Source organism: Paenibacillus konkukensis (assembly GCF_023523925.1).
In the GTDB taxonomy this organism is placed as follows: domain Bacteria; phylum Bacillota; class Bacilli; order Paenibacillales; family NBRC-103111; genus Paenibacillus_S; species Paenibacillus_S doosanensis.
In genome coordinates this window covers 5,604,846-5,630,852 of record NZ_CP027059.1, presented here as the reverse complement: position 1 = coordinate 5,630,852, position 26,007 = coordinate 5,604,846, and the positions used below count along the sequence as shown (strand labels likewise).

At 52.4% G+C, this 26,007-nt stretch carries 24 protein-coding genes; 5 read left to right on the top strand and 19 right to left on the bottom strand.

Annotation, left to right across the window (positions count from 1 at the left end; all coding sequences use genetic code 11):
* Nucleotides 1-141: 141 nt before the first annotated feature.
* The 15 genes from SK3146_RS24500 to SK3146_RS24430 form a co-directional block, all read right to left on the bottom strand.
* Complete coding sequence (locus SK3146_RS24500) at nucleotides 142-1,194, bottom strand: DUF1835 domain-containing protein (RefSeq protein WP_249861223.1); 1,053 nt, start codon at nucleotides 1,192-1,194, stop codon at nucleotides 142-144.
* A 194-nt stretch (nucleotides 1,195-1,388) separates the two neighbouring features.
* Nucleotides 1,389-1,889, bottom strand: a complete 501-nt coding sequence (locus tag SK3146_RS24495; RefSeq protein ID WP_249861222.1) for an NUDIX domain-containing protein — start codon at nucleotides 1,887-1,889, stop codon at nucleotides 1,389-1,391.
* A 45-nt stretch (nucleotides 1,890-1,934) separates the two neighbouring features.
* Entirely contained in the window at nucleotides 1,935-2,933 is a 999-nt protein-coding gene (locus tag SK3146_RS24490; protein ID WP_249861221.1) for a phosphotransferase enzyme family protein, read from the bottom strand.
* A gap of 117 nt (nucleotides 2,934-3,050) precedes the next feature.
* Nucleotides 3,051-3,575: a P-loop nucleotide/nucleoside kinase family protein gene (locus tag SK3146_RS24485; protein WP_249861220.1), complete on the bottom strand. Its 525-nt coding sequence runs from the start codon at nucleotides 3,573-3,575 to the stop codon at nucleotides 3,051-3,053.
* 93 nt (nucleotides 3,576-3,668) lie between these two features.
* Nucleotides 3,669-4,325 (bottom strand): HAD family hydrolase, encoded by a 657-nt coding sequence (locus tag SK3146_RS24480; protein WP_249861219.1) that lies wholly within the window; start codon nucleotides 4,323-4,325, stop codon nucleotides 3,669-3,671.
* A gap of 186 nt (nucleotides 4,326-4,511) precedes the next feature.
* On the bottom strand, nucleotides 4,512-5,456 hold the full coding sequence (gene rbsK / locus SK3146_RS24475; RefSeq protein ID WP_249861218.1) for a ribokinase: 945 nt from the start codon (nucleotides 5,454-5,456) through the stop codon (nucleotides 4,512-4,514).
* Nucleotides 5,457-5,537: 81 nt separating this feature from the next.
* On the bottom strand, nucleotides 5,538-6,377 hold the full coding sequence (locus tag SK3146_RS24470) for a carbohydrate ABC transporter permease (RefSeq protein WP_249861217.1): 840 nt from the start codon (nucleotides 6,375-6,377) through the stop codon (nucleotides 5,538-5,540).
* Nucleotides 6,378-6,387: 10 nt separating this feature from the next.
* Nucleotides 6,388-7,257 (bottom strand): carbohydrate ABC transporter permease, encoded by an 870-nt coding sequence (locus SK3146_RS24465; RefSeq protein ID WP_249861216.1) that lies wholly within the window; start codon nucleotides 7,255-7,257, stop codon nucleotides 6,388-6,390.
* Nucleotides 7,258-7,342: 85 nt separating this feature from the next.
* Nucleotides 7,343-8,674 (bottom strand): ABC transporter substrate-binding protein, encoded by a 1,332-nt coding sequence (locus SK3146_RS24460; protein WP_249861215.1) that lies wholly within the window; start codon nucleotides 8,672-8,674, stop codon nucleotides 7,343-7,345.
* Nucleotides 8,675-8,710: 36 nt separating this feature from the next.
* Entirely contained in the window at nucleotides 8,711-9,607 is an 897-nt protein-coding gene (locus SK3146_RS24455; protein ID WP_249861214.1) for a nucleoside hydrolase, read from the bottom strand.
* A 131-nt stretch (nucleotides 9,608-9,738) separates the two neighbouring features.
* Complete coding sequence (locus tag SK3146_RS24450; RefSeq protein WP_249861213.1) at nucleotides 9,739-11,361, bottom strand: response regulator; 1,623 nt, start codon at nucleotides 11,359-11,361, stop codon at nucleotides 9,739-9,741.
* Nucleotides 11,339-13,093, bottom strand: a complete 1,755-nt coding sequence (locus tag SK3146_RS24445) for a sensor histidine kinase (RefSeq protein ID WP_249861212.1) — start codon at nucleotides 13,091-13,093, stop codon at nucleotides 11,339-11,341. The genes SK3146_RS24450 and SK3146_RS24445 overlap by 23 nt, the downstream gene beginning before the upstream one ends.
* 502 nt (nucleotides 13,094-13,595) lie before the next feature.
* Nucleotides 13,596-14,801 carry an MFS transporter gene (locus SK3146_RS24440; protein WP_249861211.1) on the bottom strand — a complete coding sequence of 402 codons (1,206 nt, stop codon included), beginning with the start codon at nucleotides 14,799-14,801 and terminating at the stop codon, nucleotides 13,596-13,598.
* A 206-nt stretch (nucleotides 14,802-15,007) separates the two neighbouring features.
* Nucleotides 15,008-15,817, bottom strand: a complete 810-nt coding sequence (locus tag SK3146_RS24435; RefSeq protein ID WP_249861210.1) for an HAD family hydrolase — start codon at nucleotides 15,815-15,817, stop codon at nucleotides 15,008-15,010.
* Nucleotides 15,814-16,692: a sugar phosphate isomerase/epimerase family protein gene (locus SK3146_RS24430; RefSeq protein WP_249861209.1), complete on the bottom strand. Its 879-nt coding sequence runs from the start codon at nucleotides 16,690-16,692 to the stop codon at nucleotides 15,814-15,816. Before SK3146_RS24430 ends, SK3146_RS24435 begins: the two co-directional genes overlap by 4 nt.
* Before the next feature lie 204 nt (nucleotides 16,693-16,896).
* Between SK3146_RS24430 and SK3146_RS24425 the strand changes: the two genes are divergently transcribed.
* The gene (locus SK3146_RS24425) at nucleotides 16,897-17,766 is read left to right on the top strand and encodes a helix-turn-helix transcriptional regulator (RefSeq protein WP_249861208.1); all 870 of its coding nucleotides are present in this window, start codon (nucleotides 16,897-16,899) and stop codon (nucleotides 17,764-17,766) included.
* A gap of 296 nt (nucleotides 17,767-18,062) precedes the next feature.
* Here the strand turns inward: SK3146_RS24425 and SK3146_RS24420 are convergent, their stop codons facing one another.
* A complete protein-coding gene (locus tag SK3146_RS24420) occupies nucleotides 18,063-19,232 on the bottom strand; it encodes a GerAB/ArcD/ProY family transporter (protein WP_249861207.1) in 1,170 nt (389 codons plus the stop codon).
* Nucleotides 19,233-19,476: 244 nt separating this feature from the next.
* Here SK3146_RS24420 and SK3146_RS24415 point away from each other — a divergent pair, with 244 nt between their 5' ends.
* Nucleotides 19,477-19,890 carry a hypothetical protein gene (locus SK3146_RS24415; RefSeq protein ID WP_249861206.1) on the top strand — a complete coding sequence of 138 codons (414 nt, stop codon included), beginning with the start codon at nucleotides 19,477-19,479 and terminating at the stop codon, nucleotides 19,888-19,890.
* A 131-nt stretch (nucleotides 19,891-20,021) separates the two neighbouring features.
* On the opposite strand, the gene SK3146_RS24410 is transcribed toward SK3146_RS24415, so the two are convergent.
* The gene (locus SK3146_RS24410; RefSeq protein WP_249861205.1) at nucleotides 20,022-20,948 is read right to left on the bottom strand and encodes a LysR family transcriptional regulator; all 927 of its coding nucleotides are present in this window, start codon (nucleotides 20,946-20,948) and stop codon (nucleotides 20,022-20,024) included.
* Nucleotides 20,949-21,121: 173 nt separating this feature from the next.
* Here SK3146_RS24410 and SK3146_RS24405 point away from each other — a divergent pair, with 173 nt between their 5' ends.
* The 3 genes from SK3146_RS24405 (at nucleotide 21,122) to SK3146_RS24395 (ending at nucleotide 23,991) form a co-directional block, all read left to right on the top strand.
* Nucleotides 21,122-22,384 carry an MFS transporter gene (locus SK3146_RS24405; protein ID WP_249861204.1) on the top strand — a complete coding sequence of 421 codons (1,263 nt, stop codon included), beginning with the start codon at nucleotides 21,122-21,124 and terminating at the stop codon, nucleotides 22,382-22,384.
* Between the two features lie 311 nt (nucleotides 22,385-22,695).
* Nucleotides 22,696-23,016 (top strand): NIPSNAP family protein, encoded by a 321-nt coding sequence (locus SK3146_RS24400; protein WP_249861203.1) that lies wholly within the window; start codon nucleotides 22,696-22,698, stop codon nucleotides 23,014-23,016.
* A 24-nt stretch (nucleotides 23,017-23,040) separates the two neighbouring features.
* Nucleotides 23,041-23,991, top strand: coding sequence for an aldo/keto reductase (locus tag SK3146_RS24395; protein ID WP_249861202.1), 951 nt, complete (start codon nucleotides 23,041-23,043; stop codon nucleotides 23,989-23,991).
* Between the two features lie 136 nt (nucleotides 23,992-24,127).
* Here SK3146_RS24395 and SK3146_RS24390 read toward each other — a convergent pair whose 3' ends face one another.
* Together SK3146_RS24390 and SK3146_RS24385 are read right to left on the bottom strand one after the other, a co-directional pair.
* Complete coding sequence (locus SK3146_RS24390) at nucleotides 24,128-25,132, bottom strand: SIS domain-containing protein (RefSeq protein ID WP_375295563.1); 1,005 nt, start codon at nucleotides 25,130-25,132, stop codon at nucleotides 24,128-24,130.
* Nucleotides 25,133-25,163: 31 nt separating this feature from the next.
* Nucleotides 25,164-25,991 (bottom strand): sugar phosphate isomerase/epimerase family protein, encoded by an 828-nt coding sequence (locus SK3146_RS24385; RefSeq protein ID WP_249861201.1) that lies wholly within the window; start codon nucleotides 25,989-25,991, stop codon nucleotides 25,164-25,166.
* Between the last annotated feature and the right edge of the window lie 16 nt (nucleotides 25,992-26,007).

Sequence of the window (26,007 nt, the reverse complement as noted above, 5' to 3'; positions counted from 1 at the left end):
CATGTGATGGATTTCACAATATCAATTATAATGCCCGGTTCTGCCTCAGAAAATAGACCGGCACCTTTGACGGATCAGCGGTCCCGGTCGTTTTGCAAAAGGAATTGGCTTCAACTCCTGCAATTTTCCTACTTCTGTCCCTTATTTACGCCTTACACTATAATACCTCATCGCCCGCGGCACGCCTTTGATGTCCAAAACTCCGTTGTAGATCAACTGCCTCAGCCGATATTCTAAATAACTATCGCCAATGTACTGCTCACAGGAGCCGAGCGCTTCGCCTATGACCCTTGCCGCTTTAATAAAATCACGATGGGATTGGCCGGTATGCAGCTTGTCTATGGCTTCCAGCAAATAAGCGTCGTAATGATCTTCACGGACATTAACAATTCGTTCTCCGTCCCATGTGCGCAGCACTTCGTCACGGTTTGCAAGCGACAACCATTCCTGCTCCAGCAGCCTTCTTGTTTCCCGTGGTAAAGGTCCGACTTCCTCAGCCTCTCCAACAATCTCCTGAAGTAGCTCCGGGGAAATTTCGCCTGTATGGGAATAGCGAATTTGCCGATCAGCAGTGGAAAACCTTCTCTCGCACGCCTTTGCGGCATGGAAGGTAAAGATTGGATTGTTCCTTTCCTTGAGCAAATACATGGCATACCGAAGCCCTGCCTGCTCATGCGCATTGCCGCCGCTCCATATGACAATGGAGGCTTCATCGGGAATAAGGGCCATTTGCTCGTCCAGTCTTTGGTGATACATACTGCCATAATCATCATCAGCATCGTCGTCATTGCCGCTATTAATATGGTCTTTGAACCACTCCCCTCTAGCCGCTCGTCCCCTTTCTTCATGAAGCCGCCATAAAGGACCGATGGAAAATAGGTCGCGGAAGCAGACCATCTTGCTCGCCTCCGCATCTCCCAGCTGCTTCATGGCCAATTTCAAGCTTGCGGCAGCAGAATCCCCGAAAACGATATGTACCTTTCTGGCAGACGCATCCGGCTCCCATATCGATTTCCGGCTATCGGGAACCAGCAGCTGCTCGTACATGTCATTGATGTTTTTATACAAATCTATATTCGCATTAGGGCTCAACTCGACCAAATCCAATTGAAGCTTAATGCCCGCGAGGAGCTGCTTGGCCTCTTGCGAGGATAGCGCATGGATCGCTTTCCGTATGTCTAATCGTTTATTCAATGCTCTTTTCTCCCCTCCAACCTATATCGATACGATTCGATTTGGTTCGGATTTTTACTGTTTGTACCTTTTTAATTTAGACGCGAAATCGCCTAGTTAGTTTCATATATAGGATAATAAAGCAAATAGACCCATCTCTATGAGACAGGCCCGACTAAATCTAGATAGTAAGTACGTTCATTTAACTCCAAGGTTTAAAAAGTTGACGTCTGCTTTACGGTAGTCCATTGGATCTGTGGAATTTGTTCATCATTAACCGTGAGCGAGCCTACACAAATGCTAGTTTCATCAGGATTTTCCAAGAAATGTTGAATTGTAGATTGGATCATTTTCGAAGTTTTTAGATTTAACAGTTCATTTTTATGAATCCAAAACAAGTCGCCCTCATCCGAAGCGATAAAGTTTCTATGCGTCGTTTCACCAAAATAAACGTACTGCTGTCTGATTTCACCGTGACTGTCTTCTATTAAAATGTATTTAAGTTTAAAGTTGTTGATTTCATTCTCCTTAAACCCGGTCTCTTCTTCAATTTCCCTGTAGCTTGCTTTCATCGGGAAGTTCAATTCTTCATATTCAAGATGACCGCCAATGCCTCCCCAAAACTCGAAATCAAATAGTTTGCTGCGAGCTTTCTTCATCATTAATACATGCTCTTGATGGATCAAGAATGCTGTCGCCATTTGTCTGACTTCCATGCAATCGCCTCCTGTTAGCGGAACTTCTTATTAAGCACAGCCTCTTTAGTTGGCTAAGCCTACTTGATTCATACGATAAAAAACCGGTGTACCTTGAAGCAACGATCGGCAAAGTTCAATCAGGCTTGGCATATGTTCGCGTATCCATAGATGCTTTTCTCTTCTGCTGACCAGAAATGCATAATATTCGCATATATTCAAAAACATCAAGTCCTCAAGCTGTGCGACATCTATGTTCCCGGCAATCACTTTAGTGTAGCCGGACAGCAGATCATCCCGCAATTCGCTTTTAATAAAAAGGGCGCTCATAGCTACATCCATTGCGTAGTATCCAAACCCCGATAATCCGAAATCAATGAACGAGATTCCCCTGGATGTGCGAATGAAGTTGCTATAGTGAATATCGGCATGGATGAATCCCCATGTCTCAATGCTTTTGCTCCAGCTTTTCATGCGATCGATTATCGGCGGAAATGCCTTTTCAATAATTTGGAACTCGCCGCTAAGGATTACACCCATGTTTTCACCTGATCGCAATTTGGTCAGCATGTTATTGATCCACGCGATCTCGTATTCGGGTCTTATAAACCCGGAACTCGGTTTAAAACTCCGTGAAAACTGGTGCAATTGGGCGACACGCTCCCCCAAGGTACTCGCCATTTCTTCACTGGCGAAGTCGCTCCTGGACATGGTTTCCCCGCAAATCCATTTCAAGACGGAACAATATACTTCTTCGCCTTCCAGGACAACGCTTGATACTACATCACCGTTTAGATTCGGAACAGGGATTTGAACAGGCAGTTCAGAACAAGACGACCAAGCTAACAAATATTCCAATTCCGATTGAATCGCCTCGCGCCTGTTTTGTACCCCCTGCATGTTTTTGGTTATTGGTTTATGTATCCGCAGCAGGTAAGCATCTTCAGATCCCTTTTCGGTTACCTTGTAAGTGATGTTTTCATTATGGCGAATAAATTCCACAACGGGGTCGATAAAGGGATATTGTAACAATATTTCCTTAATACAGTTCGCATCATCCGGCATAGCAGCTTTCCTCCCCTATGATCAGACTCATCTAAAAAGCGATGGCTCGCATCCGCCTCTACCCTGGTTCTCGTTTCCCATAGCGCAGCGAGACTGCCGTTCATTGCGGCAGCCTCGTCAGGGTTGGTTCCATTTACTCAGTATGTATTTTTTTATGTGCTCTGCGACTTGTGCCGGTGGGGTTGATGTAGTATCAATTACGGGCATAGGAGGATTGTATGCGGTTTCTGCATTTTGAATAAGCCATTGGGCAAATTCTTCATGCTGCTTAAGCATCTCATCGGTCCACATGGCGCGATCTCCTCGGTTGCGCAAACGATGATTGCGAGTCGCATCATCGCAATGCAGATTAATAAAGCATATTTCACTGAATTCATTGTATGTATCGCACTTTTCAGCCGCCCATGGCATCATCGTGCCGCAAATGATCGTTCCTCTTCCGGATTTCGCAACCGCATTAGCAAAATGAAACAATAAGTTAAACCGATCTTGGTATTCTAATTTGGCAGCCGTCGTTCCGAAATTGTCCATATCCGTGCTAAATACATCAAACTGCGGCAGTATGGCACGCAGCTCCTGCATAACTGTCGTTTTCCCGACACCGCTTGCGCCGGTAACAATAAATAAAGGGATCTTCTCCATATAACGCCCCCCAGATATTACATAAATACAGATTATATCCAATATCTGCTTACATAGAAAGGGAAAGTTTTCTTTATAAAAAATAAAGCCCGTCTACAAAAATCGCATCAGCTCATGCATAGCTTCGATCGCGCCCAGCGGCCGTACCTCCCGCTCCTCCATCCGAGCGGCTCCGGGGCCGTACGCCACGAACGGTACGCCGGCTAATTGCGCCGCCATGCCGTCGATCCAGGAATCGCCCACGGATAACCAGCGATGCGGCGGGATGGCTTCATACTGCCGCAGGATGCGCTGCACGCCGTCCGGAGCCGGCTTCAGAGCCGTGGTGCCGTCCCTGCCGACAACCTTCGCGAAATACCGGTCGATGCCGGTTTCACGAAGTGCCTTGAACGCCGCCGCATCCGCGTTATTGGTCAACACGGTGAGCACCAGCTTTCCGCTGATGGCCTCCAAACATTCGGCGACACCGGGTTCCAGGTCCGCTCCGGCCATCCCCTCCTCTTCGATAGCGGCCACGCGCCGCCAAACGGCCCGATCCACACTGTCCGTATAATTGCGGTGCGAACGCGCCGAGTCGATCATCGTTACTGTCGTATGCCTGTCCCAAGCCGTCTCCTCTTCCATCACGCCGAAGCCGAGAAGCAATTCGCGCACTTCTCTTTTCATCCGGGCAAAATCAATATGCGACCGAAGCAGCGTGTTATCCATATCAAAAATAATTCCCGCGAAGCGAAGCGGTTTGGGATTCATTCCGGGCTCCTCCTAACCAGGTAACGATAATCGTCTTACTTATACAATGCCGAATCGCGGGCGTTTTTGCAAGCCGGTTCATATATGGGGCGCAAAAAGGCCGCCGGTTGTGTGCACCGGCAGCCTCTTCCTGCATGTTTCAGTAAAGTTTAAACCCGTTTAAGCCGTGCCAAACGCACCGCAAAGTTAAATCGGTTCGCCAACCCGGCTATCGCTGCGGCTCAAAAATTCGGCGACTTCCTCGGCAGTCGGTATCGACTCTTGAGCTCCGGCCCGCGACACCGCAAGGGCTGAAGCTGCGCTGGCCTGCCGCAGAGCCTCTCTGATCGGCGTCCCCTGCTGCCTGGCTGCAATCAACGAACCGATGAACGTATCCCCGGCAGCCGTCGTATCCACCGCATGGACGGAGAATGCTGGAGTGAATATACTCTCTTCCTGATCGTTCATGTAGAAGGAACCTTTTTCCCCGAGGGTAATGATCACTTCCCGTACCCCTAATGCGATAATCCGGCTTGCAGCTTGCTTTACATCGGATAATTCTTCACTAAGCCGAATGGAGGTAATGGATTCAGCCTCCGATTCGTTCAAAATCATAACATCCACCAGAGGAAATACGTCCTCTTCGATGCCTAATGCCGGAGCAGGATTGAAATAAGTCCGTACTCCATGATCCTTGGCCAGTTGCAAGGCGGCCCGCGTGCAAGCCCATGGAATTTCGTTCTGGACCAGCAGCACCGACGACGGGCCGAACAGCTCCGGCAGGTCTTTTAAATCTTCTACCGTCAAGCAACCGTTCGCGCCTTCGCTGATAACAATATTATTCTGGCCCGACTCCTCCACGGCGATAAAGGCCGTGCCTATATCACTCTTTTTCTGCATGATCCGGTCCGTATCGACGCGGTAATTTCTAAGCCCAAACACGATGTCCCTGCTGTAGGAATCGTTGCCGACCGCCCCGACCAAACTGACCTTCCCGCCGGAAAGCGCTGCGGCCACAGCCTGGTTCGCTCCTTTGCCCCCGGATTTCGTCTCCGTCCTGTAGCTTTGCACCGTTTCTCCGGGTTGCGGAAACCTGCGAATATAGCATACGAAATCCATATTAATGCTGCCGACGACTACGATATTTCCCATGGATACAACCTCCCCTGGCATCCAAGCCAAACCGATTTTTTTATCGCTCGCTGTAATCATTGATCGGCCGCTTTAAGCAAGCTACTCTTTCGATCCCGTGTTGGCGATCCCGTTGACAAAATAACGTTGAAGCGGCAGCAAGACAAGGACAGGCACAAGTACGGCAATGATGATGCCGGCGAACATCTCGTTCCAGTACGTTGCAAATTCGGTGACAAAATCGCTTAAGGCGACCTGGATCACTTTATAAGCTTTGGACCGGGTCGCAATCAGCGGCCACATGAACGACTCCCATTGATGGATGAAAATTAACAATCCCGCGCTTACGGTGACGGGCTTGCACAACGGGAGAATGATTCCCGCATAAATTTTGAACCACGAAGCTCCGTCAATCCGCGCCGATTCGATAAGCGCCTTGGGAAGATCGAGGAAAAATTGCCTGTAGAGGAAGATGACCAGCCCGTTAGCCAACCCGGGAACAATGATGCCGGAATACGTATCGATCCATCCCAATTTATCGACGAGGCCGTACAAAGGAATCGCGATCACCTCAAACGGGATCATAAAGGTGAGAATGACGAGGAAGAACAGTAGAGTCCGGCCTCTAAATTCAAAATAGACGAAGGCAAAAGCGGCCATGGAAGCGATAACCAGCCCTATCACAACGTTGACTATCGAAACGTAAAACGTGTTGAAGAAAATCCGCCCGAAGCCTCTCTCCGTAAATAGCGAGACATAAGCGTCAAAAGTAATATGAGTCGGAATGAACGTCCTCCACGAAACAGGCGACATGTAGCGGAAAATTTCATCCAGGGGGCGCAGCGACGAGACTAAGGCAAACCCCAGCGGCAGCAAGATGATAAGCCCCAGAAGGATATGTGCGATATACATTACGGGAATCGAGCCCTTGTTGCGTTTCATGTGATCCCCCCTAGTGCTTGGCTTTCAAAAATTTAAACTGCAAGGCGACGATGCTTAAGGTTAATAGCAGCAATATAATGACAATCGCAGACGCTCTGCCGGAATCGGAATAGAGGAACGCGCTGTTGTAGCTCTCCAGCATCAAGACATTCGTGCTGTGCTCCGGGCCGCCCTGGGTAAGAATATACATCGGGGAAAACAGCAGGAAGTTAGAGACGGTAACCGATACCGCCACGAACGTGATAGACCGCTTCATCATCGGAAACGTAACCTGCATAAATTGCTGCCACCGGGAGGCTCCGTCCATGGAAGACGCCTCGTATAATGAAACGGATACCTCCTGCAAGCCGGCCAGAAAAAAGATCGCCCAATAGCCGATGCCTTTCCACGTCGAAATGCCGATAATCGATGCGAGAGCTTGCTTGGAGCTGGTGAGAAACGGCTGCTGCTCCAGCCCCAGCCCGACCAGCATGGAGTTCACGACTCCTTGTTCGGGGCTCAGCATAATATTCCATAAAATACAGGCAGTAGAAACCGATACGGCAACGGGAACAAAATGAATTCCCCGGAATATCCCGATATGCTTGAGCTTCGCATTAAGCAATAGCGCCAGCATAAAGGCAAGAATAACCTGTATCGGATTGACGAATACGTTGAATAATAGCGTAATTTTCAATGAATTCCAGAAAACCGGATCTGTAAAAAGAGTTGTATAGTTTTGCAATCCGACGAAGGCTTCGCTTGCGTTGAGAAAGGCCGGCGCATACAAGCTGTCCGTCAAGCCTTTAAACACCGGATACAGCTTGAACAGGAGCAAGCCGAGCATCGCCGGGAATAAAAATAAATAAGGAGTGATTCGCTGCGCTTTGATGTCATTCACCTTCTGTCGTCCAAATTTCTAGCTTCCTAAGAAAACTTATTGAAAGAAAAGGGACAGGACGGTTAGCCTATCCCTTGCCTTATAGTTACTTCACTACGGACTGATATTTCTTTAATTGACTGTCAATGAGCGTTGCAGCGTCATCCAATGCCTTTTTCGGGTCCGATCCGTTCTTAATATCCTCGAAGGCTTTGTTCACATTGGTTTCCCATTCCAGGTAGCCCGGCGTTTTGGGGCGTGTAGCCGCAGTTTCGCGCGCTTCCCCGGCCGCCAATTTCATAATGTTATTAGGAAACTCATTGTATTTGGGATCTTTATCGATCTGATCGAGCAGTTCCAGAGTAGCCGGAAGCGCCCCATTTTCATTGAACCAAATTTGCGAGCCTTTACCCAGCGTCAAATATTTGACGAACTTGGCTGCGGCTTCTTTTTTCGTGGAATATTTGGAGATGCCCACATGCCAGCTTCCTGTAGGCGTCACGACTTTCCCGCCTGCGAAATAAGGATGAGGAGCGATGCCGAAATTCATGCCTGCCTCTTGAATCCGCGGCATATTCTGGGTCGAAGCCAGGAACATGGCCACTTTACCTGAAATAAAGTAATCCAGCGCTTCCTCCCGTTTGATCTTCGGGCTCACTTTCTCTTTATTGAACAGATCCGAGTAGAACTGGAACGCGCTTACCATTTCGGGCGAATTCGTATAGCCCGTAGCCGTAAGGCCGTTGTCGCTCAGCAGCTTCGCATTTTTACTTTGCCCAAGAGAAATCAGCTGATAGGCTTTGCCAACCTGGTCGAAGCTGAAACCGAATACATCGTTTTGGTTATCGCCGTTCGTATCCTTGGATAATTTCCTGGCTACTTCCACCACATTCTCCCAGGTCATTCTATAATCCAATTGATCCGATGGAAACGGAATGCCCGCTTGCTGGAATAAATCCTTGTTATAGAACAGAACGACGCTGGAGGTGTTCATCGGAGCCGCCATTAATTGCCCCTGATACGAGCCCGCATCGGTGGCGGAAGGAATCCACTTCTGCTTGGCATCCTCGCCAATCAGCGAATCGAGCGGTTCCAAATATCCTTTCACCGCATATCCCATCGTTAACGGAACATCGACAGAGATAACGTCCAGATCCTGCGCTTTGGAAGCGAGCTTGATTTCTATCGTTTCGGTCAATTTGGTCGAAGGACTAAGCTGCAGATTCACCTTGATATTGGGGTTTTCCTTCTCAAATTCGTCAATGACCTTCTTGATCGGCTTCTCCCAGATCGAGTTGGCCAAATACGAAATTTCGGTCGTTCCGGAAGCGCTGTCCGCTTGTTTGGCGGACTGAGAATCTTTGCCCGAAGTGCCGGAGCAGCCTGCCAGAAGCAGCAGAGCCAGCGAGCAGGCGATGCTGGTTTGTAATTTTTTCAACGTGAAAGCCCCCTTTTTTATCTATCCAAGCCTATATCAGCTAAACACTCGTTCTTTAAGCAGCTGCAGGAACGATTCGCGGTCCACTTCAAGACAAACCTCAACATTCCCCTGCTCATCCAGTTCCCCTACCGTGATTCCCGTCGGATGTCGATGATCGTAATCGACCCGGACGCTCATTCTTCTCGTCGTCACCAATTCGCGGTTGATCAGAAGCGCTACGGCCAGCGGGTCATGCATGTAGGTGAAATCCCTTTGCCGGTAATCCATATATCCTTCAATTTGCTTGGTCAATGTAACGGCTAACGGGGTTCCCGAGACCGCAAGATCGTCCTTGTCCTCTCTTGTTATGGAAACCTGTCTCGTCACATCAAGCCCTACCATAAGAATCGGGGCCCCGCTCCCAAATACGACCGATGCCGCCTCAGGGTCGCATTTCACATTATGTTCAATCGGAGGAAGCTCTACGGCGGTGCTGCCCAAGCGAACGACGCCGCCCATCATAGCAATTTCTTTGACATTCTTCGCAATAGCGGGCTCCCGAATGATCGCCGCAGCTATATTCGTTAGCGGCCCGATAGGCACCAGCGTAATTTCGCCCGGATTGTTCATCACCGTCTCGATGATATAATCCACGGCATGCTTGCTGTCTTTCTCCTTAGAGTCCTCGATATCCAGCCCTTCACCCTCGATGCCGGCCCAGAACACCTCGCGGTTGCGCAGCAAAGTCTGTACGACCCCGGGGTACACGGCTACCTCTTCGTCTCCGGAGAGCCTCATGATTTTCCTGGCAATGTTCGCACGAACGTGCACATTCCCGTACACGGTCGTAACTCCTTCAAGCTTAATTTCCGGCGATCTCAGCGCGAGCGATAAAGCAACGGCATCATCCGAGTCTGTCCCTATATCCGTATCCAGTATAATGCGATTCACTATGAAGCCCCCTATTTGGTTTGAGTTGTTATAAAGCGGCGTTTCACCGTTCTTTTAAAGTATAAAATGGATAGGGGGCGGCGAACACGGATGATATTTTAAGATCCTAGTGGACAATCTAAAGATCTTGCTTACTCCCGGCCGACAAAAGCGCGATACTCTTGCGGCGATACTTCATAATAGTTCTTGAACAGCTTGGTAAAGTACGGCGTATATTGATACCCGAGCTGGGCCGCTATTTCGTAAATTTTGGCCTTCGAATTTCTTAACAGATAGGCGGCCTTTTCCATGCGGTACCGGTATATATATTCGCTCAAGTTCACGCCCGTTTCTTGCTTGTACGCCGCCGACAAATAAGCGGGATGCAGATGCACGTGCTCGCTAATCGCCTGGAGAGTGACATCCTCGGACAGATGGCGCTCAATATATTGATGGATTTGCAAAACGAGCGCGCTCTTGTTGACTTTAGCGCCGGCGCCGATCCGTTCTTTGATCCGCTCCAGCGCCTGAGACGCCCATCCGTGAAGCTGCTTGACCGTGCGAAATGCGGAGGCATGGGTTCCGCTCCTGTAGGAGTCCTCCAATACATCGGCCATCTGCAGCCCGTTCATATGAATCAGATAGGCGTAAGCATTCGATAATGATAAAAACACCTCCGACAATGACTCCGCCGTGTCCATCCCGTTGCCGCTCAGCTCTTCAAAAATATAGTTCAGCCGCTCTTCCGCATCCTGCCACCGTCCCGTTTCGATCAGCTGCAGTACCGTAGGCGGCTCATACAATCGCTGAAGAGGGCGCAGCGGCATATGCGGCGGCTGATCCCACAAGCGGTGGAACAGCTCCTGCTCGCTTTCGGGCATCCTTCTGAAGAGCGCCAATGCTTGCTGGTACCACTCGGCCACCGACAAGGGAAAGGTTGCAAAATCGCTGATGACGACAGAGATTTTCCCCTGGAGACACAATGCTATAGTCTGCTGCAATTGCGGGACCAGCTGCTCAAGAATCTTTTTGCTCGACGCATCCGTCGAAACCCCGTTTCTCCGTTTGATCATGAAGGCCAGATAATGGCTGTCGTCTTGGCATGTCCAGACTTCGAAATATTCCTGCAGCACTTCCTCCGCGATATTGACGACGGCAAACTCGAATAAAGCGATGCTGCGCTCGTCATACTCCAGAAACCGGTTTTCAATGCGAACCAGCATAATAGCGGCCTGCTCTCCGAATGAGAAGGGAATGTTCAGCTTCTCCGTTTGTTCCGTCCATTTCTCGGGAGCCCATCGCTTCCCTTTGAGCACATCCAGCAGGAGCGAAGCTTGGAGCTGGACCAGATGAGAGCGGACGGTCTCCTGCGCCTTTCGGCTGGCGAGCGCGGCTTCCCTCTTCTGCTTCAGCCTGTCCGCCGACTGCCGGATCGTCTGCAGCAGCTCCTCCTTCTTCACCGGCTTCAGCAAGTATGCCGCCGTATTGCTCTGCAGCGCCTGCCGGGCATATTCGAACTCCGCATAGCCCGATAAAAGAATGTACTCGATATCCAGCTGCTTTTGTTTGACATATTCGCATAATTCAAGACCCGACATCCCCGGCATGCGGATATCTGTCACCATAATATCTATGGGGGATTGCTCTAATATTTGAACCGCCTCGTGCCCGGAGCCGGCCGTATGCACATGGTCAAAGCACATCGTGTTTCTCATGAAAATTTCCAAGTCCTCCAAAATCACCGGCTCATCGTCAACGAGAAGCAACTGCATCATAATCCGCATCCTTTCTCCAATATAAGGTCACACTAAGCCCCGTCAGGCCGGATGACGCCTTCAATTCCAATCCGGCGTCTTCGCCGAACCAATATTGCAGCCGCTGCTGCACGTTCCAAAGCCCGTAGCCCTTGGTCTCCTCCATAGGACGGTTAAGCTGCTCCGTCAGCAGCCGCAGCCTGTCGGCCGAAAGACCGACGCCGTCGTCTTCGATCGTAATTCGCCTGTATTCGCCGGAAGCCTCTCCCGTTATCACGAGAGTTCCTTTGCCCACTTTCATCTCCAGGCCATGGACAATCGCATTTTCCACGATAGGCTGTATGAGGAGTCTAGGCATGCGCAGGTTCATCATTTCTTCGGGAACATGAATGTCGTACCGGATTCTTTGCAGCCTTAGCTGATGAATCTCCAAATAGTTGGTCACCAGCTTCAGCTCATCCCGAAGACAAGAGTTATCGTCGTCAAGCCTTGTAATATAACGGTAATAATCGCTCAAATTGTAGGCCATGGCGATGACCGGTTCATTGCGCCCGAGATTGGCGGAACTAATGATGAAGTTCAGACTGTTATATAAAAAATGGGGGTTAATTTGCGCTTGAAGCTGCTTCAGCGTAGCCAGCCTCGACCGGTTTTTTTCTTCGTATACGTTTTCGATCAGATGCTGGATTTGCCCGGCCATATCGTTGAACCGAACAACGACAAAATCGAATTCGTTATGAAACCATTTGTTCAGCCTCACGCTAAAATCGCCGTGCTGAAATCTTTTCAATACCCCGGTAAGCGCGTGCAGCGGCTTCTGCACATGCTTGTACAGCAAGTAGGAAGCCATGACTCCCAGCACGAGCAGCAGGGCGATAAAGCCGTAAAAGAAATTTCGAATCTTGGTTAACGGAGACAGGATTTGCTCCAACGGCGTGTAATCGACAATATAATAGCCAAGCGCTTGGGAATACACGTAGCTGATCGAATACGTCTGACTGCCGATTTCCGTCACAACGTTTCCTTTATCCTCGAGCTTGTTTTGAAACAGAGCATGAACGACGGCGTCGGTCGTCTGCTTATCCGAGGTCCGGTTGTAGCTGATATGGTTTTGACGGTCCACCATAAACGGATCGCCCTTGCTGCCCGTCTTCAGCTGATCCATCAGCGATGTAATATTTTGCTCGTACAAAGCGATTTCGACAATCACTCCGCTCTCCTTCAGCGCGCCGTTCTCATTAATCGGTCCCCCCGCGTAATAGACGAAGGACGACATGTCCGGACGATCGGGGTCCGATCGGTAGCTCCAGCCGGCATTCCTTACCTCCGCGTTCAACTGCTGCTCATTGTACGGAGCTTGACGCAGCGTCGTAGACAGCGTTCTTTGGACCGAAGGAAAATACAAGGTAATATCGTTGTACCAAGTGTTCGCAGAGCTTTGAAGAGTCAGCTTCTCCTGAACTGTCGATTCGATTTGGTTCAAGAGCGGCTGTTCTCCGGTCTGCATCGTTCTCTCCATGCCCAGTATCGTCGTATCTCGGGTGAGTGTAATCGCATTCATGGCTAAGCTGAGAGCGATCGAATCCAGCTGTTTGTGGAAAAACTCGAGCTGATTGCTCTTCTCCTTTTGCAGCAGCCCCTCTACTACGCGAACGCTGGCCTGATTCGACAAACCGTAAAGCAGGATAATGAGGATGAGAAAAACGAAAATAATCGCATTCATTTTGGAAAAAATATTTTTTTGGATGATCATCTGGATGCCCCTTTAGCCGTTTACTGGAGTTTGCCTTTATATTATCACATTGCTCTCCTATCGGATTATAGTATTTAATCCCGCGCTGCAACACCCCCGTTCTCGTTACGCTGAATACCTTCCCCGACAAAACAATAAGGGCAGCATCGCGCTACCCTTAACATCGTTATTTATAATTCCTCGCTTGTACGACAGAGGAGCTTTGGCATTTTACGCTGCGGGGCAAACCCGCATCCAACATTTTAGGACCGTTAACTGTATTTGTCAAACAGGATGCCCGCCAGCACAACAAATCCCCCAAAAGTGGCGCGATGCTCTGAAGCTTATTCCGTCCGCATCCCGCTTCGGCCGGATCGGCGCCTAACCATTCCGCCGGGATCGTTCTATGGGTAGGCATTACTTTCGGGGGAGCCCCCGGATATACAACAAAAAAAACGGCAGCCGGTCCAATTCCGACTGCCGTTCGCACTAACGTGTCTCCTTAGGTATCGCCAAAATGAAATCATTTCGCCAGCGCGTCGGGCTTGCGGGGAGGCGCGACCGTTCCGGCTCCCGCCTTGTTCAGCAGCAGGTAAGCGAGTACGGAGGTGACGCAGCCGAGAGCGCCGACCATCAGGAAGCCTTTCTCCAAGGACAGCCAATCCCCTGCGGCTCCCATGAATAAAGGACCTCCGAACATCCCCAGGCCGTAAATCGCTTGGTAGAACCCCATCGCCGTCGCTCGTTTTCCGGTATCCATATGCTTAATGCTAAGCGACATCAGCACGGGAGAGGTAAAGCCTCTTCCGAACCCGGCCAAAGCTTGCGTCAGCATAAGCACCCAGAGCGACGATGTGAAAGGAATCGCCACCGTGAACACCCCGCTAATAACGAAGCCGGCAATGATCGTGTTGCGCTCACCCAGCTTTTGCGCCAGATGCCTTCCCCCGAACCAGGCGGCTAACGCGGTCGGGAACGTGGAAAAGAAGGTTAGCAGCCCCATGTCCAGCTTGCTCGCTCCCAGCGACTGGGCGAATACCGGCGTGAAGCCGAACACCGTGGCGAAGGTCAAAATTTGAAACAAAATGGATAAGAAGGAAACGGTGAGCAGCGTCCGGTCCTTGGCAACTTCCACAACGCCCTCGAACGTAATTTTTTGCGCCTGCTTATCCATCTTCTCCACTACAAACAACGCGCCGACAAGCCCGATCGCCCCGACGACCGCGCCGACGATAAACGAGGACTCCCATCCGAACCGGTCGGCAAACCATCCGCCGAGAAGGATGCCGAGCATCTGTCCCATCGAGTTGTAAAAGGACAGCGTCCCGAGCGCCCGGGTCGTGTCTTCCTTCTTAAAGTAGCTTACGAATAAGATCGTAAAATCGACCCAAGTGGCGGCCGCCGCACCCGCAAGTGCCCTCAGGATGAGAATCCAGGTAAGCTCCTGCGTGATCAGGATGCCGAGCCCTGCCAGTACGGAGAATAGCAAGCCGAACAAAATAAACAATTTACGCTTGTGAAAACGGTCGGAGAGCACGCCTACGGGAATCCGCAGCAGCATTTGGCTGAGCCCGTACATCCCGACGATAAAACCGGCCATTTGGTGGGATGCGCCCAGATACTCCACATACGAGGCCAAAATCGGAACGCAAGTATACATGGAAAACCAGAACAGCAGGGTTACCGCGCAAAAAAGAGGAATCCGATAATGAGCCTCGCCGTTAGCCAAAGTGATCACTCCGCCCATGTCAATGATTTATACCCACATCATAGTCAATAAGGGGGAGCATGACAAGGACTGTATTAAGCTCTACTTAGTAACCTGGAGGTAAGTGACGAAGCTGCTGGGTCCAGCGCAAGCTTGCCGTACCTCCCTCTCCACGGCTTGCCGGAACCGCCTGTCCCTGAACGCCCTGGCCGCCCGCTGCCGGGGACTCATTCCCTAAGCTCCGGCAGCATAGCGTACACCGCTTCCGCCACGCCGTTCCCGCAATTGCCTGCCGCGATGTAGCCGCGGGACGCCCGAAGGCGTGCTTTCACTTCCTCTTCGGCGTTGCCGGGGGCCGCGGCAGCGAAGCCGTGGCCGCCATCCAGCATGGACAGGTCGTTGCAGCTGTCCCCGATCGCGAGCGCCTGCTCCGGAGCGATCCGCAGCAGCTCGCAAGCGCGGGCCAGCACCGGACCCTTGCCTGCGCCCAAGCGGCGGATGGCGACGCCCGCCACATTGCGCACGGCCGAGTAAGGCAGCCCGCTCTGAGCCAGCCAGTCCGCGATAACCGCCTCGCCGGCTCGGGCCGCGTCGGCATGGGTGAACAGCACCTCGACGAAGCCTCTCGCCTCTTCCTTCCCGCTCTCGCATCGCCGCGAAGCGGCGTCCACAGAAGCCAGCTCCCCTTCGAGCAGCGCAGCGACGCCCGCAATGACGGCGCCGAAGTGCTCCCGCTCCGCGCGCTCAATCGCCTCGTTCCATTCCGCCTCGGGCGCATACTCGCCCTGCCCATTCAAGCGGTGGATGAACCGCTCTTCCGAGATGATCAGCTGCGGCCACCCTTCGCGCTCCGGCACAATGCCTTCGCGTTCAAGCAAGCCGAGAATGAACGGCAGCTCCCTGCCCGTCGCGACGGCTATCGTCTTGCCCTGTCCCGCCGCCCGGCGCAGAGCCTCGACTCCGGCCGGCAGCAAACCGTATCTGCCCGATGTTCCCCCGAGCAGCGTTCCGTCCAAATCCACCGCGATCAGCTTCATGCTTCTGTCTGCTCCTCTCTCAGTCCGATCAAGTATTTCCCTACCGCCGCGGCATACCGCAGCCCTTCTTCCCGCAGCGCTTGCGGCAGGACGACGATCGGCCGGTGCGTCTCGTACGTCAGATCGCCCTCATATTCCATCTTACGCAGAGCCTTCATCGCCGCCGTCCAATCGATCGAGCCTTGGAACGGAAGCAAATGCTGATCCGATAATCCGTCGTTATCGTTAATATGAGTCGCTTTCAGCCGCTTGCCCAATTGGACGTATTCGCTCGGATGAATGCCCTGTTCATGGGCATGACCCGTATCCAGACAAGCTCCGACCAGCGGATGATCCAGAGCGTCGACCAGTTCGACCAGCTCATCGAGCGCCGCGCAGTACTTTCGCCGCGCCGCATGGGGGCGCGGCGCGCGGTCGTAGAAGTTTTCGAGCGCGATGCCGACCCCCGTCCGTTCCATTACGGGAAACAGCCTACGGAAAAACTGCACGTTATACTCCGTCACTTCGCGGTAAGATTCCGTCCCCGAAATGCCGCTGCCGTGAAACACAACCCATGGTATGCCCAGAATGGACGCGGTCCGGATCGATCTCTCCGCCAATTGCAAGAAAGTTTCCGGCGTGAGTCCCAGCACCATATCGTGAAACAGCCCTCCATGCACCGGCCCGTGCATCTGCGTAAACGGCAAACCGTTCCGGTCGGCCAAATCGCGAATGCGATGCGCCCAAGCTTCCTCTTCCTCCGCCGTCTTTGCCATAACATCCTTCTGATGGTCCCAATAATTAAAATCCAACGCTTCAAAGCCTGCGGCCTTGCAAGCCGGAATCGCCCGTTCAAAGTCGGTTCCGAATCCGTTTAACGAGGTAGAAATGTTCATAACTGCAGAAACCTCCCAAAATTATTTCGTTCCCTGCGACTTGCTGCTCCCATTATCCGTCAAGCCTGCGGCGGTTAGGAATATCAAACGGTAGGCTGTTTTTTGGCAATTCGTAGGGAAGAAGAGGAAAGGGCTTTTAGAATCGCTGGGAGTGCGCTATGATGGGATAAAACGCTGACTATCCACTCATCCGAGCAACGGCAGGTGATTTCCGTGCAAGAGTATTCCCATGAATACGCCGACCGCTGGGTTCATGAAGCGGATTCCTTCGATACGGCCGGCGGCTTGTACTTCGTGCATATGGGACATAACGTCGCCAAGTCCAACTACAGCCTCGGTCCGCGACGAACAGGGCATTATACTATACATTTTGTCAGGGAAGGACGCGTCCGGTTTCTGTACGGCAGCCAAGAAGTCATCCTGGGCAAGGGGGATATGTTCTGCAAATTTCCCCATGTTCCTTACTCGTACCGGCTTGTGTCGTCCGAATCGCGGCTCAGGATGATCTGGTTCGGCTTCAACGGCAGCCAAGTTCCGGAGCTGATGACGATGGCCGGAATCACCCCGGAGCTGATGTACCAGCGCAAAGTCGTCGACCCCGACCTGGAATCGGTCTTTCACCAGATGACCCAGCTGCCCAAAAATCTCGGCAGGAAGCAGCTCATTCTGTGGAACAGCCTCATGCTCCGCATCTTCGCCAAGCTGCTCCCCGACCGGAAAGCGGAGGCCGATCCACGCATGCCGGATTTCTGGCTGAAAAAAAGCCTCGACTTCATTCATACCTGCTACGCCGAAAAAATTACCGTGAGCGACATCGCCGCCTACGTCAACATTCACCGCACCCATTTCTCCAAAACCTTCACCGAGCAGATCGGCATGCCGCCGGTGAAATATTTGCAAAAGGTGCGTCTGGACCAAGCGGCGCAGCTGCTGAAGGAGACGTCGATGCCGGTAACGGAGATCGCCTTGACGGTCGGCTATCCCGACTTGTTCTCGTTTACCAGAGCGTTCACCAGACAGCTCGGCTGCCCGCCCAGCAGGCTGAGAAGCGCGCCGCCCTTCACCGCGCCGTAAGCGCATGATTGTATCCGGAAGACAACAAAATAACCCCACAAAGTGAGGCCTTGGCTTCGAAGCTGATTCAGGTACTTTGCGGGGAGCCCCGAAATTTATAAGTTCTGGCGTGTGAACAAATCCCCCAAAAATGACGTGATGCTCTGAAGCTTATTCCGTCCGCATCCAGCCTAAGCTGGATCGGCGTCTAACCATTCCTCCGGGATCGTTCTATGGGTAGACATTACTTTCGGGGGAGCCCACGGATATCCACAGGATATGGCTGCGCATCATTTCCTATACAACAAAAAAGGCGCTTATCGCAAGCGCCGATTCGGAGCCGGAGGCTGCGACCCGCCGCCTCCCCGCCTTCTTCGTATCCAGGCAACACATAAGAGAAGCGCCGGCAGCAGCAGCAGCACAGACAATTTGTAAAATACCCCCGTTGTCGATAAAAACATCATAATTTTTTGCGGATGCGACATTCCCCAAAAACCGTTTATGACGATCAAGAGGCCGCAGGGAAACACCAAAGCCCGATAATCCGGTAATTTTAACCATTGGGCTACGCCAACGACCAGAGAGTAATACCATAATGAGATCTGCACGAACCCGCCGACAATCCAAAAAGCCATCGCTATCGATTCCAAGTGGGCCAGAAAATCCGCGATGCTGATATACCGTACGGCCTGGAACGCGGGGAATGTAATACCGGCTGCAAGCTTTTCTCCAAACAGGAACAGACAGGTCATATTCGTGATGACCAATACTACCATGAGTACGAACACCGATAGCATCCCGAACCTCATCCCTCTTTGATCTCCCAGGGCAGGAAACAGGAATGAAGAGAAAAAGAATTGTACGAACCACGAGTGCGGAACCAGCGACCCGGCAAAAGACGCCTTCAATCCCTTCTCCATGACCGGAAGCATGTTCTCCGGAGAGAGATCGGAGCTTAACATAAGAATAAGCGTCAGAAATAAAATCAGCAAAACGGGAAAAAACACTTGAGTGCAGCGGGCGAGCACCTCCACGCCGGCATATACGGCAAAACTGCCGACAAGTATCAGACTGAATAAGATGAGGGCAACGGGAGTTTCCGGAAGAAATGCCACCGAAATGAATTCTCCGTATTCTCTAACGACCCCGCCTGCACCCTGCAGAAGAAGAAAAAGAAACACGAATCCGACCGCCTTCCCCACATACTGCCCGACTATCATCTCGCTGTATTGTATTGGCGTTTTGTTCGGATACAAAGCGTGAAGCCGCCATGCGATATAAACGACAAGAAAACCGCTAAGAGACCCCCAGATCGGCGATAACCACATATCGCGCCCCGCATGCTTCGCCGTAATGGAGGGAACGGCCAGAATGGCTGTAGCCCCAACCATCAGGAACATCATCATTCCCATTTGACCTGCGGATATATTCTCCTTATGAATGATGTCATCTCCCCTATCCGCTGCCGCTTGATTGGCATCAACCACCCGAGTGCCTGCGAGTCGTTTCCCAAGTTAGCTGTTTTTTATATTCATTTCCAATAATAAGATGCACATACCGTATCGTATAAAATAAAACCGGAAGAGCGCCCTATCCCGGACAGCTCGAACCGGCCCCGGCGGTAACGTCCGCTTCAGCCCCGAGTGAGCAGAATAGGTTTCACTCGTCCAAGCAATCTTTCGTTTCCGGCATTTACTAAAGTATAAGTATGTAAATTGGGAGAGTGATCCTATGCCGGCCAACAAAGCTTTGCATCACAAAAGAACCCGCGTCGTGTACACGACCGGCATTCTTAGAAGAAATCCCCGAACCAAATATGCTCTTGTAGACTGCGTCAATCTGGGGAAGCATTCCCGCAGGGTTACGGTCCAAGTGCTGGATTGGTCCAGCGGCTCCCCCGTACCTTTGAAAGTAAGCCCCTGCCGCACCACCCGGTGTACGGTAACGGTCGGCCCCCGTCAATCGGTGTTCCTGTTCGCGGACGTGTCCAAGGTTGCCTTTAAATACGAGGTTCGCATCACTCAATCAGCGGACCGCACCTTTGTAACCAACGTGTACGGCGTTACGAAAACGACGTTCAAGCCCTTGGAAGGCGGCACGGTGCTCCAGCGCGACCTGGTAAAGCTGCGAACGTTTCAAGTGTGAGCATGCAGAATAAGCCGTCAACCGCTATCGGTTTACGGCTTATTTGCGCTCTGCCCGCTTTCCGAGATAAGCGCGCACTTCATGTCCGGGCCGCAGAACGGCAGAGCCGGTTGGCCCGCTTCCCGGCGGCGTCATCTCCCGCCCCGCTCCTCCCCCGTCTCCTTGGGACGAAACAGCTTCATCTGCCGCTCGACATGGCGGATAAACCAATAGTCCAAACTGCTTACGTCTTCCTCCCGGTACATAAGAAAGATTTGATTCAGCGGGAACGGATTGTGCTCGATCGGAATCGCCACCATCTCTCCCGATTCGATCTCCGGCTGCATATACAGCGGACAGGATAGAAAAATGCCCATCGTGCTTTTGATCCAAAATTTAATCAGCTGCAAATTGTTCGTCTCATAATGCGGATCGTACAGCATATTCAAATCTTTGAAGGTCAGGTCGATTTTTTTGCGGGAAATGCTGTCCGATTCATACAGAATAAGCCGCTCCTTCAGAACATCCTGCAGGGTGAGCATGTCGCGCTTCGCATAAGGATGATCCCTGGAAATCACGGCGTAGGCCGGGTGAGCATAGAGCAGCTTGAAGGTAATGTCCGGGGCATTGGCGGTATAGCGGGTAATGCCGATTTGGATATGCTTGGACTTGAGCATGTTCACCTGTTCCTCCGTCGAGTAGCAGTACACCTTCATCGCAATGCCCGGATGCTCGGCCATGAAGCTCTCCAGAATCGGCGGCAGCATCGTGCCGGCGAACGAATTGTTGCAGCCGAGCGACAGCGTGCCCGGCATCCCCTGCTTCAGCTGATCGACCGCCTCGCGCCCTTGATCCAACGAGTTCAGCGCGCTTAAGGCATAGGGCAGGAACGCGCTGCCTTCCTGCGACAGCCGAACGGTTCCGTTCGCGCGGATGAGCAGCGGCTTGCCGAGCTCCCGCTCCAGCTGCTTGATCCGGTGCGATACGGTCGGCTGAGGCAGGTACAGCTTCTCCGCCGCCTTGGAGATGCTGCCCAGGCGATAGATGGTCACGAAGGTTAATATTTGATCGAATGTCATACGGCGCGCCGCCTTTCCCCCAAAAATCCGCTCATCCGCCGAGCCGGCCGAAGCTGCGGGAAGGATATTCAAAAAATGAATAAGGTCATTCATTTTCGCTCATTTACTTGTCTTCTCATTCTTCATAGTATAAAAAATACAAGTATTTTTCCACTAAAGAAAGGTGACTTGCTATGAATATGGAAAAAGCGGTGCGGGCCGTCGGAATATACGGCGGCGGGATTTTTTTCGGAGTGATGTCGGTGGCGCAGCCGTTTTTTACCTTGTATGCCGAAGCGCTGGGCGCGTCGACGGCATTGATCGGGCTTATTGTCACGCTGCGCGCGCTCGTGCCGATGTTTATCGCCATGCCGATCGGCCAGATGATCGATACGATGGGCCCGATGAAAATGACGAAGATCGGCTGTCTCATGCTGATCGTTTCCTTGGGACTCATGTCCTTCAGCACGACCTTGGCCTTCCTTGCGGTATCCCAGGTGCTTCTCGGCACGAGCATGATCATTATGGCTTCCTCGCTTCAAGTGCTGGCATCGGACGGGGAGCAGGACAAAGCGCGGCGCAATAAAAACATTAACCGCTTCTCGATGTGGAACTCGGCCGGCAATATGGTCGGTCCGCTGCTCGGCGGATTGGTCGTAACGCAAGCCGGCTCGTCCTTGTGGAGCTACCGGTCGGCCTTCGTGGCCTCGCTCGTCGTCTGCTCCGTCTGCTTCATCCTGATTCTGCTCATCCGAACCCCCGACGGCGCGGCCAAACGGGGCGCAACGAAGGAGCTGTTTCAGCCTAAGGAAATGCTGAACAGTTACGTGAGCGGCATTCATCTGACCCGGCACCGGGGGGTTCAGTTCGGCCTGGTCGGCACGTTCCTGATCATGTTCATTCAAGCGTTGTACGCCAGCTTCATTCCGCTTTACTTGAACGGCCACGGCTATTCCGCCTTCGTCATCTCCTCGGTCATCTCGCTGATGGGACTGTCGGGCTTCGTATCCCGCTTCCTGCTCGGGCGGCTGATGAAGCTGGCGACGCTGGAGAAAATCCTGATCGTCGCCGGCTGTATAGCCTCCGTCTGCCTAATCCTCATTCCGGTCGCGTCCTTGCACCTGATCGGCATCGCCGTTCTTACGTTTCTGCTCGGCAGCTCCATCGGTATGAACCTGCCGATCACCATTATGATTATGGTCGAGGAAACGAAGGATAACGAACGCGGCAAGGTGATGGGGCTGCGCCTGCTGACGAACCGGCTGTCGCAGATGGTCGCCCCGGCCATGTTCGGGCTGCTCGGCCAGGCGCTCGGCTTGACGGCCGCCTTCTATACCGGCGGCGGCGTCCTGCTCGCTACGATGCTCGGCTTCGCGGTGTACAGCTCGCACCGGGCTCCCGCGGCGGACAGCGGGGAAGCCCCCGCAGCGGCGGGGGAATCGTCCGGCAGTGGGTAACGGCCCCCGTCCCCTGCCGCGGCGGACGCCCGGCTCGGAGACAAGGCTTGCAGCACGCATAAGCTTTCGCACCGTTTGCGTTGACGCAGCGGTCATGACGAAGCTGGAAGAACGGCTTGTTTACGAGCTGCCGTTCTCCGGCTTTTTGTTATTTATGTCCGGCCATCCCTGTGAGCATCGGCTGCATATCGCCTAACCTCAACGTAACATAGTGACTCTTGCGAAACTAAGTTTCAAAATTTTCAGTCATTTCCTGCTTGGACAAACTCGCTTATAATGAAACTTAGTTGACGGAAAGGAGCAGGATTCATTTGTTGTACGAACTGCGAATTTATCATATGCATCCCGGCCGCATGCAGGCGATCCGCGACCGGTTCACCCATTTCACCCTGCAGATTTTCGCCAGGCACGGCATGCGGGTAAACGATTTCTGGGAGGATATGGACGCGGAGAACAACCGCCTCTACTACGTGATGCAGTATGCGGACATGGAGGAGAGAGACCGCCAATGGGAGGCGTTCCGCAACGATCCCGAATGGCAGAAGGTCAAGCAAGAGAGCGAGAAGGACGCTCCGATCGTCGAGCGCATCGAGAGCATTTATATGAAGCGCGCTCCGTTCTTCCCGCAATAATAATACAAGGAGAGTGACATCGCTATGAAATACCGTAAACTTGGCAAAAACGGGCCGGACATTTCCGTTATCGGCTTCGGTTCTTGGGCTATCGGCGGCGCCGGCTGGGCCAGCGCCTGGGGCGACCAGGACGATCAATCTTCCTTCGAGAGCGTGCGCGCGGCGCTCGATGCGGGGGTTACCTTCTATGATACCGCCGCCGTGTACGGACTGGGACACTCGGAGGAGGTGCTCGGCAAAGCGCTCAAGGACAGCCGCGATAAAGTCGTGCTCGCCACCAAATGCGGCCTTGTCTGGGACGAGAATAATGTTATCTCCAAGAACGGAACGTACGAATCCGTCATCCGCGAGGCGGAAGCTTCGCTGCGGCGGCTCGGAACCGACTATATCGATCTGTATCAGATGCATTGGCCGGATACCGATGCGAAGGCTCCTGCGGAAGAAACGATGCGGGCGATGGACAAGCTCGTTCAGGACGGCAAAATCCGTTACGTTGGCGTGAGCAACTACAACGTCGACCTGCTGGAGCAATCGCTGGCCGTACGGCATGTCGACTCGCTGCAGCCTCCCTACTCCATCCTGAGACCTGCCGTAGAGAAGGAAATTTTGCCGTTCTGCCTCGAACGCGGCATCGGCGTCGTCGCCTACAGCCCGCTTACTTCGGGTCTGCTGTCCGGCAACTATACCTACGACACGACCTTCCCGGCCAACGACTGGCGCTCGCGCAACGCCGCGCATACCGGCGAAGGCTTGCGCAAGAACGTCGACAAGGTCGAGAAGCTCAAAGCGATCGCCGCCCGCTTCGATCTGACAATGCCGCAGCTCGCCATCGCTTATGTGCTCGCCCATCCGGCGCTCGCCAGCGCGCTCGTCGGCGTGCGCAAGCCGAGCCACATTCTCGGCGTGCTGCCTGCGGCCGAGGCCGAGCTCGACGAAGCGACTCTCGCGGAAATCCGCGCCATCGCGGCGGAGTGAAGAACGTACAAGAAAACGACAAACAAGCCGGCTCCGATTGAAGCCGGCTTCCTCTCTCATGGAAATATTTGGATAAATGTCCGTCCACCGATTGACATTATGCACGCTGCATTGCCCGCACGGATACGACCCCGGCTTAATAGGGTACTTTAAACATATACCTTCTCGTCTCCAACGGATGTCCAGTCGCCTTGGAAAGAGCCAATGCATAAATCCGCAGAGCAAAATTGATTACAATCGGAGCCAAGTATCCCTTCACTTCCTCTTCAATTCCGGTCAAATCGAACTGCTTCGCATCAATCACCAGCACTTTTTCCCCGTACTGCTTCAGGAAGGTTAACGCCCGTTCCTCCAGCGGTCTCGTTTCATCCAGCCCCATCAGCAAGATGAACGGAACATCCTTGTCGAGAATTTCAAATGGTCCATGGAAAAATTCCCCCGCATGTATCGCATGCGAATGCTTCCACTGCATCTCCATCAAGATGCAAATCGCAAAGGAGTAGGCGACGCCATAGTTTGAGCCGCTCGCCATCGTGTAGATGATCTTCTCGTCTTTAACCGATTCTGCATACGCCTTGGCAGGCTCTGTTACCTGCTTCATCACCCTTTCGAATACTGCACCGAGTTGTTCCAGGCTGCTGACCAGCTTCTCATACTTCTTGTTGCCTTCCTTCACGTACAAAAGCCCCATGGATAATCTGTATAAAATGGCATAGTTCATCATCTCCGGCTCCGGCTCCATGTGCCCCGCCGAAACCCAGCTGTAGTTGACAGTGTAATCCGACTCATCCGCCAGAGGCGCCGTTTCCACATACATCAGCGATACGGTCAATGCGCCTTTGCTCTTGGCGAATTTGGCCGCCTCCGTCGTTTCCGGCGTTTTCCCCTTATGCGACATAAGAATGACCAACGATTCCGTATTCAGCGATTGCGGATTGCGATGGATAAATTCGTTTGAGCTGAATATTTCCGAAGTGATCGCCGCCGATTCGCGATCCAGAAAGTATTTGCTGGGAAACATCAATGCGGAAGAGCCACCGCACGCTACGAAGAAAACCCGGCGGATCGTTCTGGTTTTAAAGGCCTCAAAAATCGTTTCCAGCTGAGCTGTTATGTTCTGATTAGCAGTCGTTTGTTTCAAGATAAGAACCTCCCGGTAATGGATTTGAACTTTACTGAGAAAGCAGTTTAGAGCCAATGCTCTTCAGGCTTTGGCGCACGGCAGCTTCTGGGTCCCAATTGTACTTAGGGGAAATATGCTCCAGTGTCAAATATCCGTTGTAGTTGATTGTTTTCAAACCATCTATAAAGTTGTCCAGCGAAAATTTGCCTTCTCCCCATGCCAAGTGAGCCGTCGTCAAGCCGTCCCCGTCAAGAAAGTGAACGTGGACCAGCTCATTGCCAAACGCAGCTCCGTACTCCTCGATGGTTTCGCCGGCCAGCACCATCGGAATCGTATCGAGCATCACCTTCATTGCCGGAGAATTCACTTGTGCATGCATCCTTTGGAGTGTGTCGAGATTATAAATCACATTCGAGCCGATATTGGACATCGATTCGAGGACAAGCGTAACACCCGACTGCTCCGCATCCTGCGCCAGCACATGCAGTGATTGCGCAGCCCGCTTCCATGCTTCTTCCTCGGGTTCGCTATAGAAGCCGAAACCTACAATAACTAGCATTTTCGGGCACTCGAGCGCGTTGGTTACAGAAATGCACTTCCGGAAATATTCGATGCTGCGCTTACGGCAGGCGTCGTCCTTCGCGGACAGATTAATCGGATAAATCGCCTGCTCCGGCGTAAAGCAAACCAACTCCAAATTTCTTTGCTTGATTTGCTTCAATACCCCAGCCACTTCTTGAGCCGATGCGTCATCTACGTACAGATGGGGAGTGCCCGCCCATAGCTCGATCGCTTCCAAACCGGTGCGAACCGTTGAGTCCAAAAAATATTCCAGCGGATATCGGTGGTAATTTTGATTCATATTGGCAAGCTTCATTCTAGGGATTCCCTCC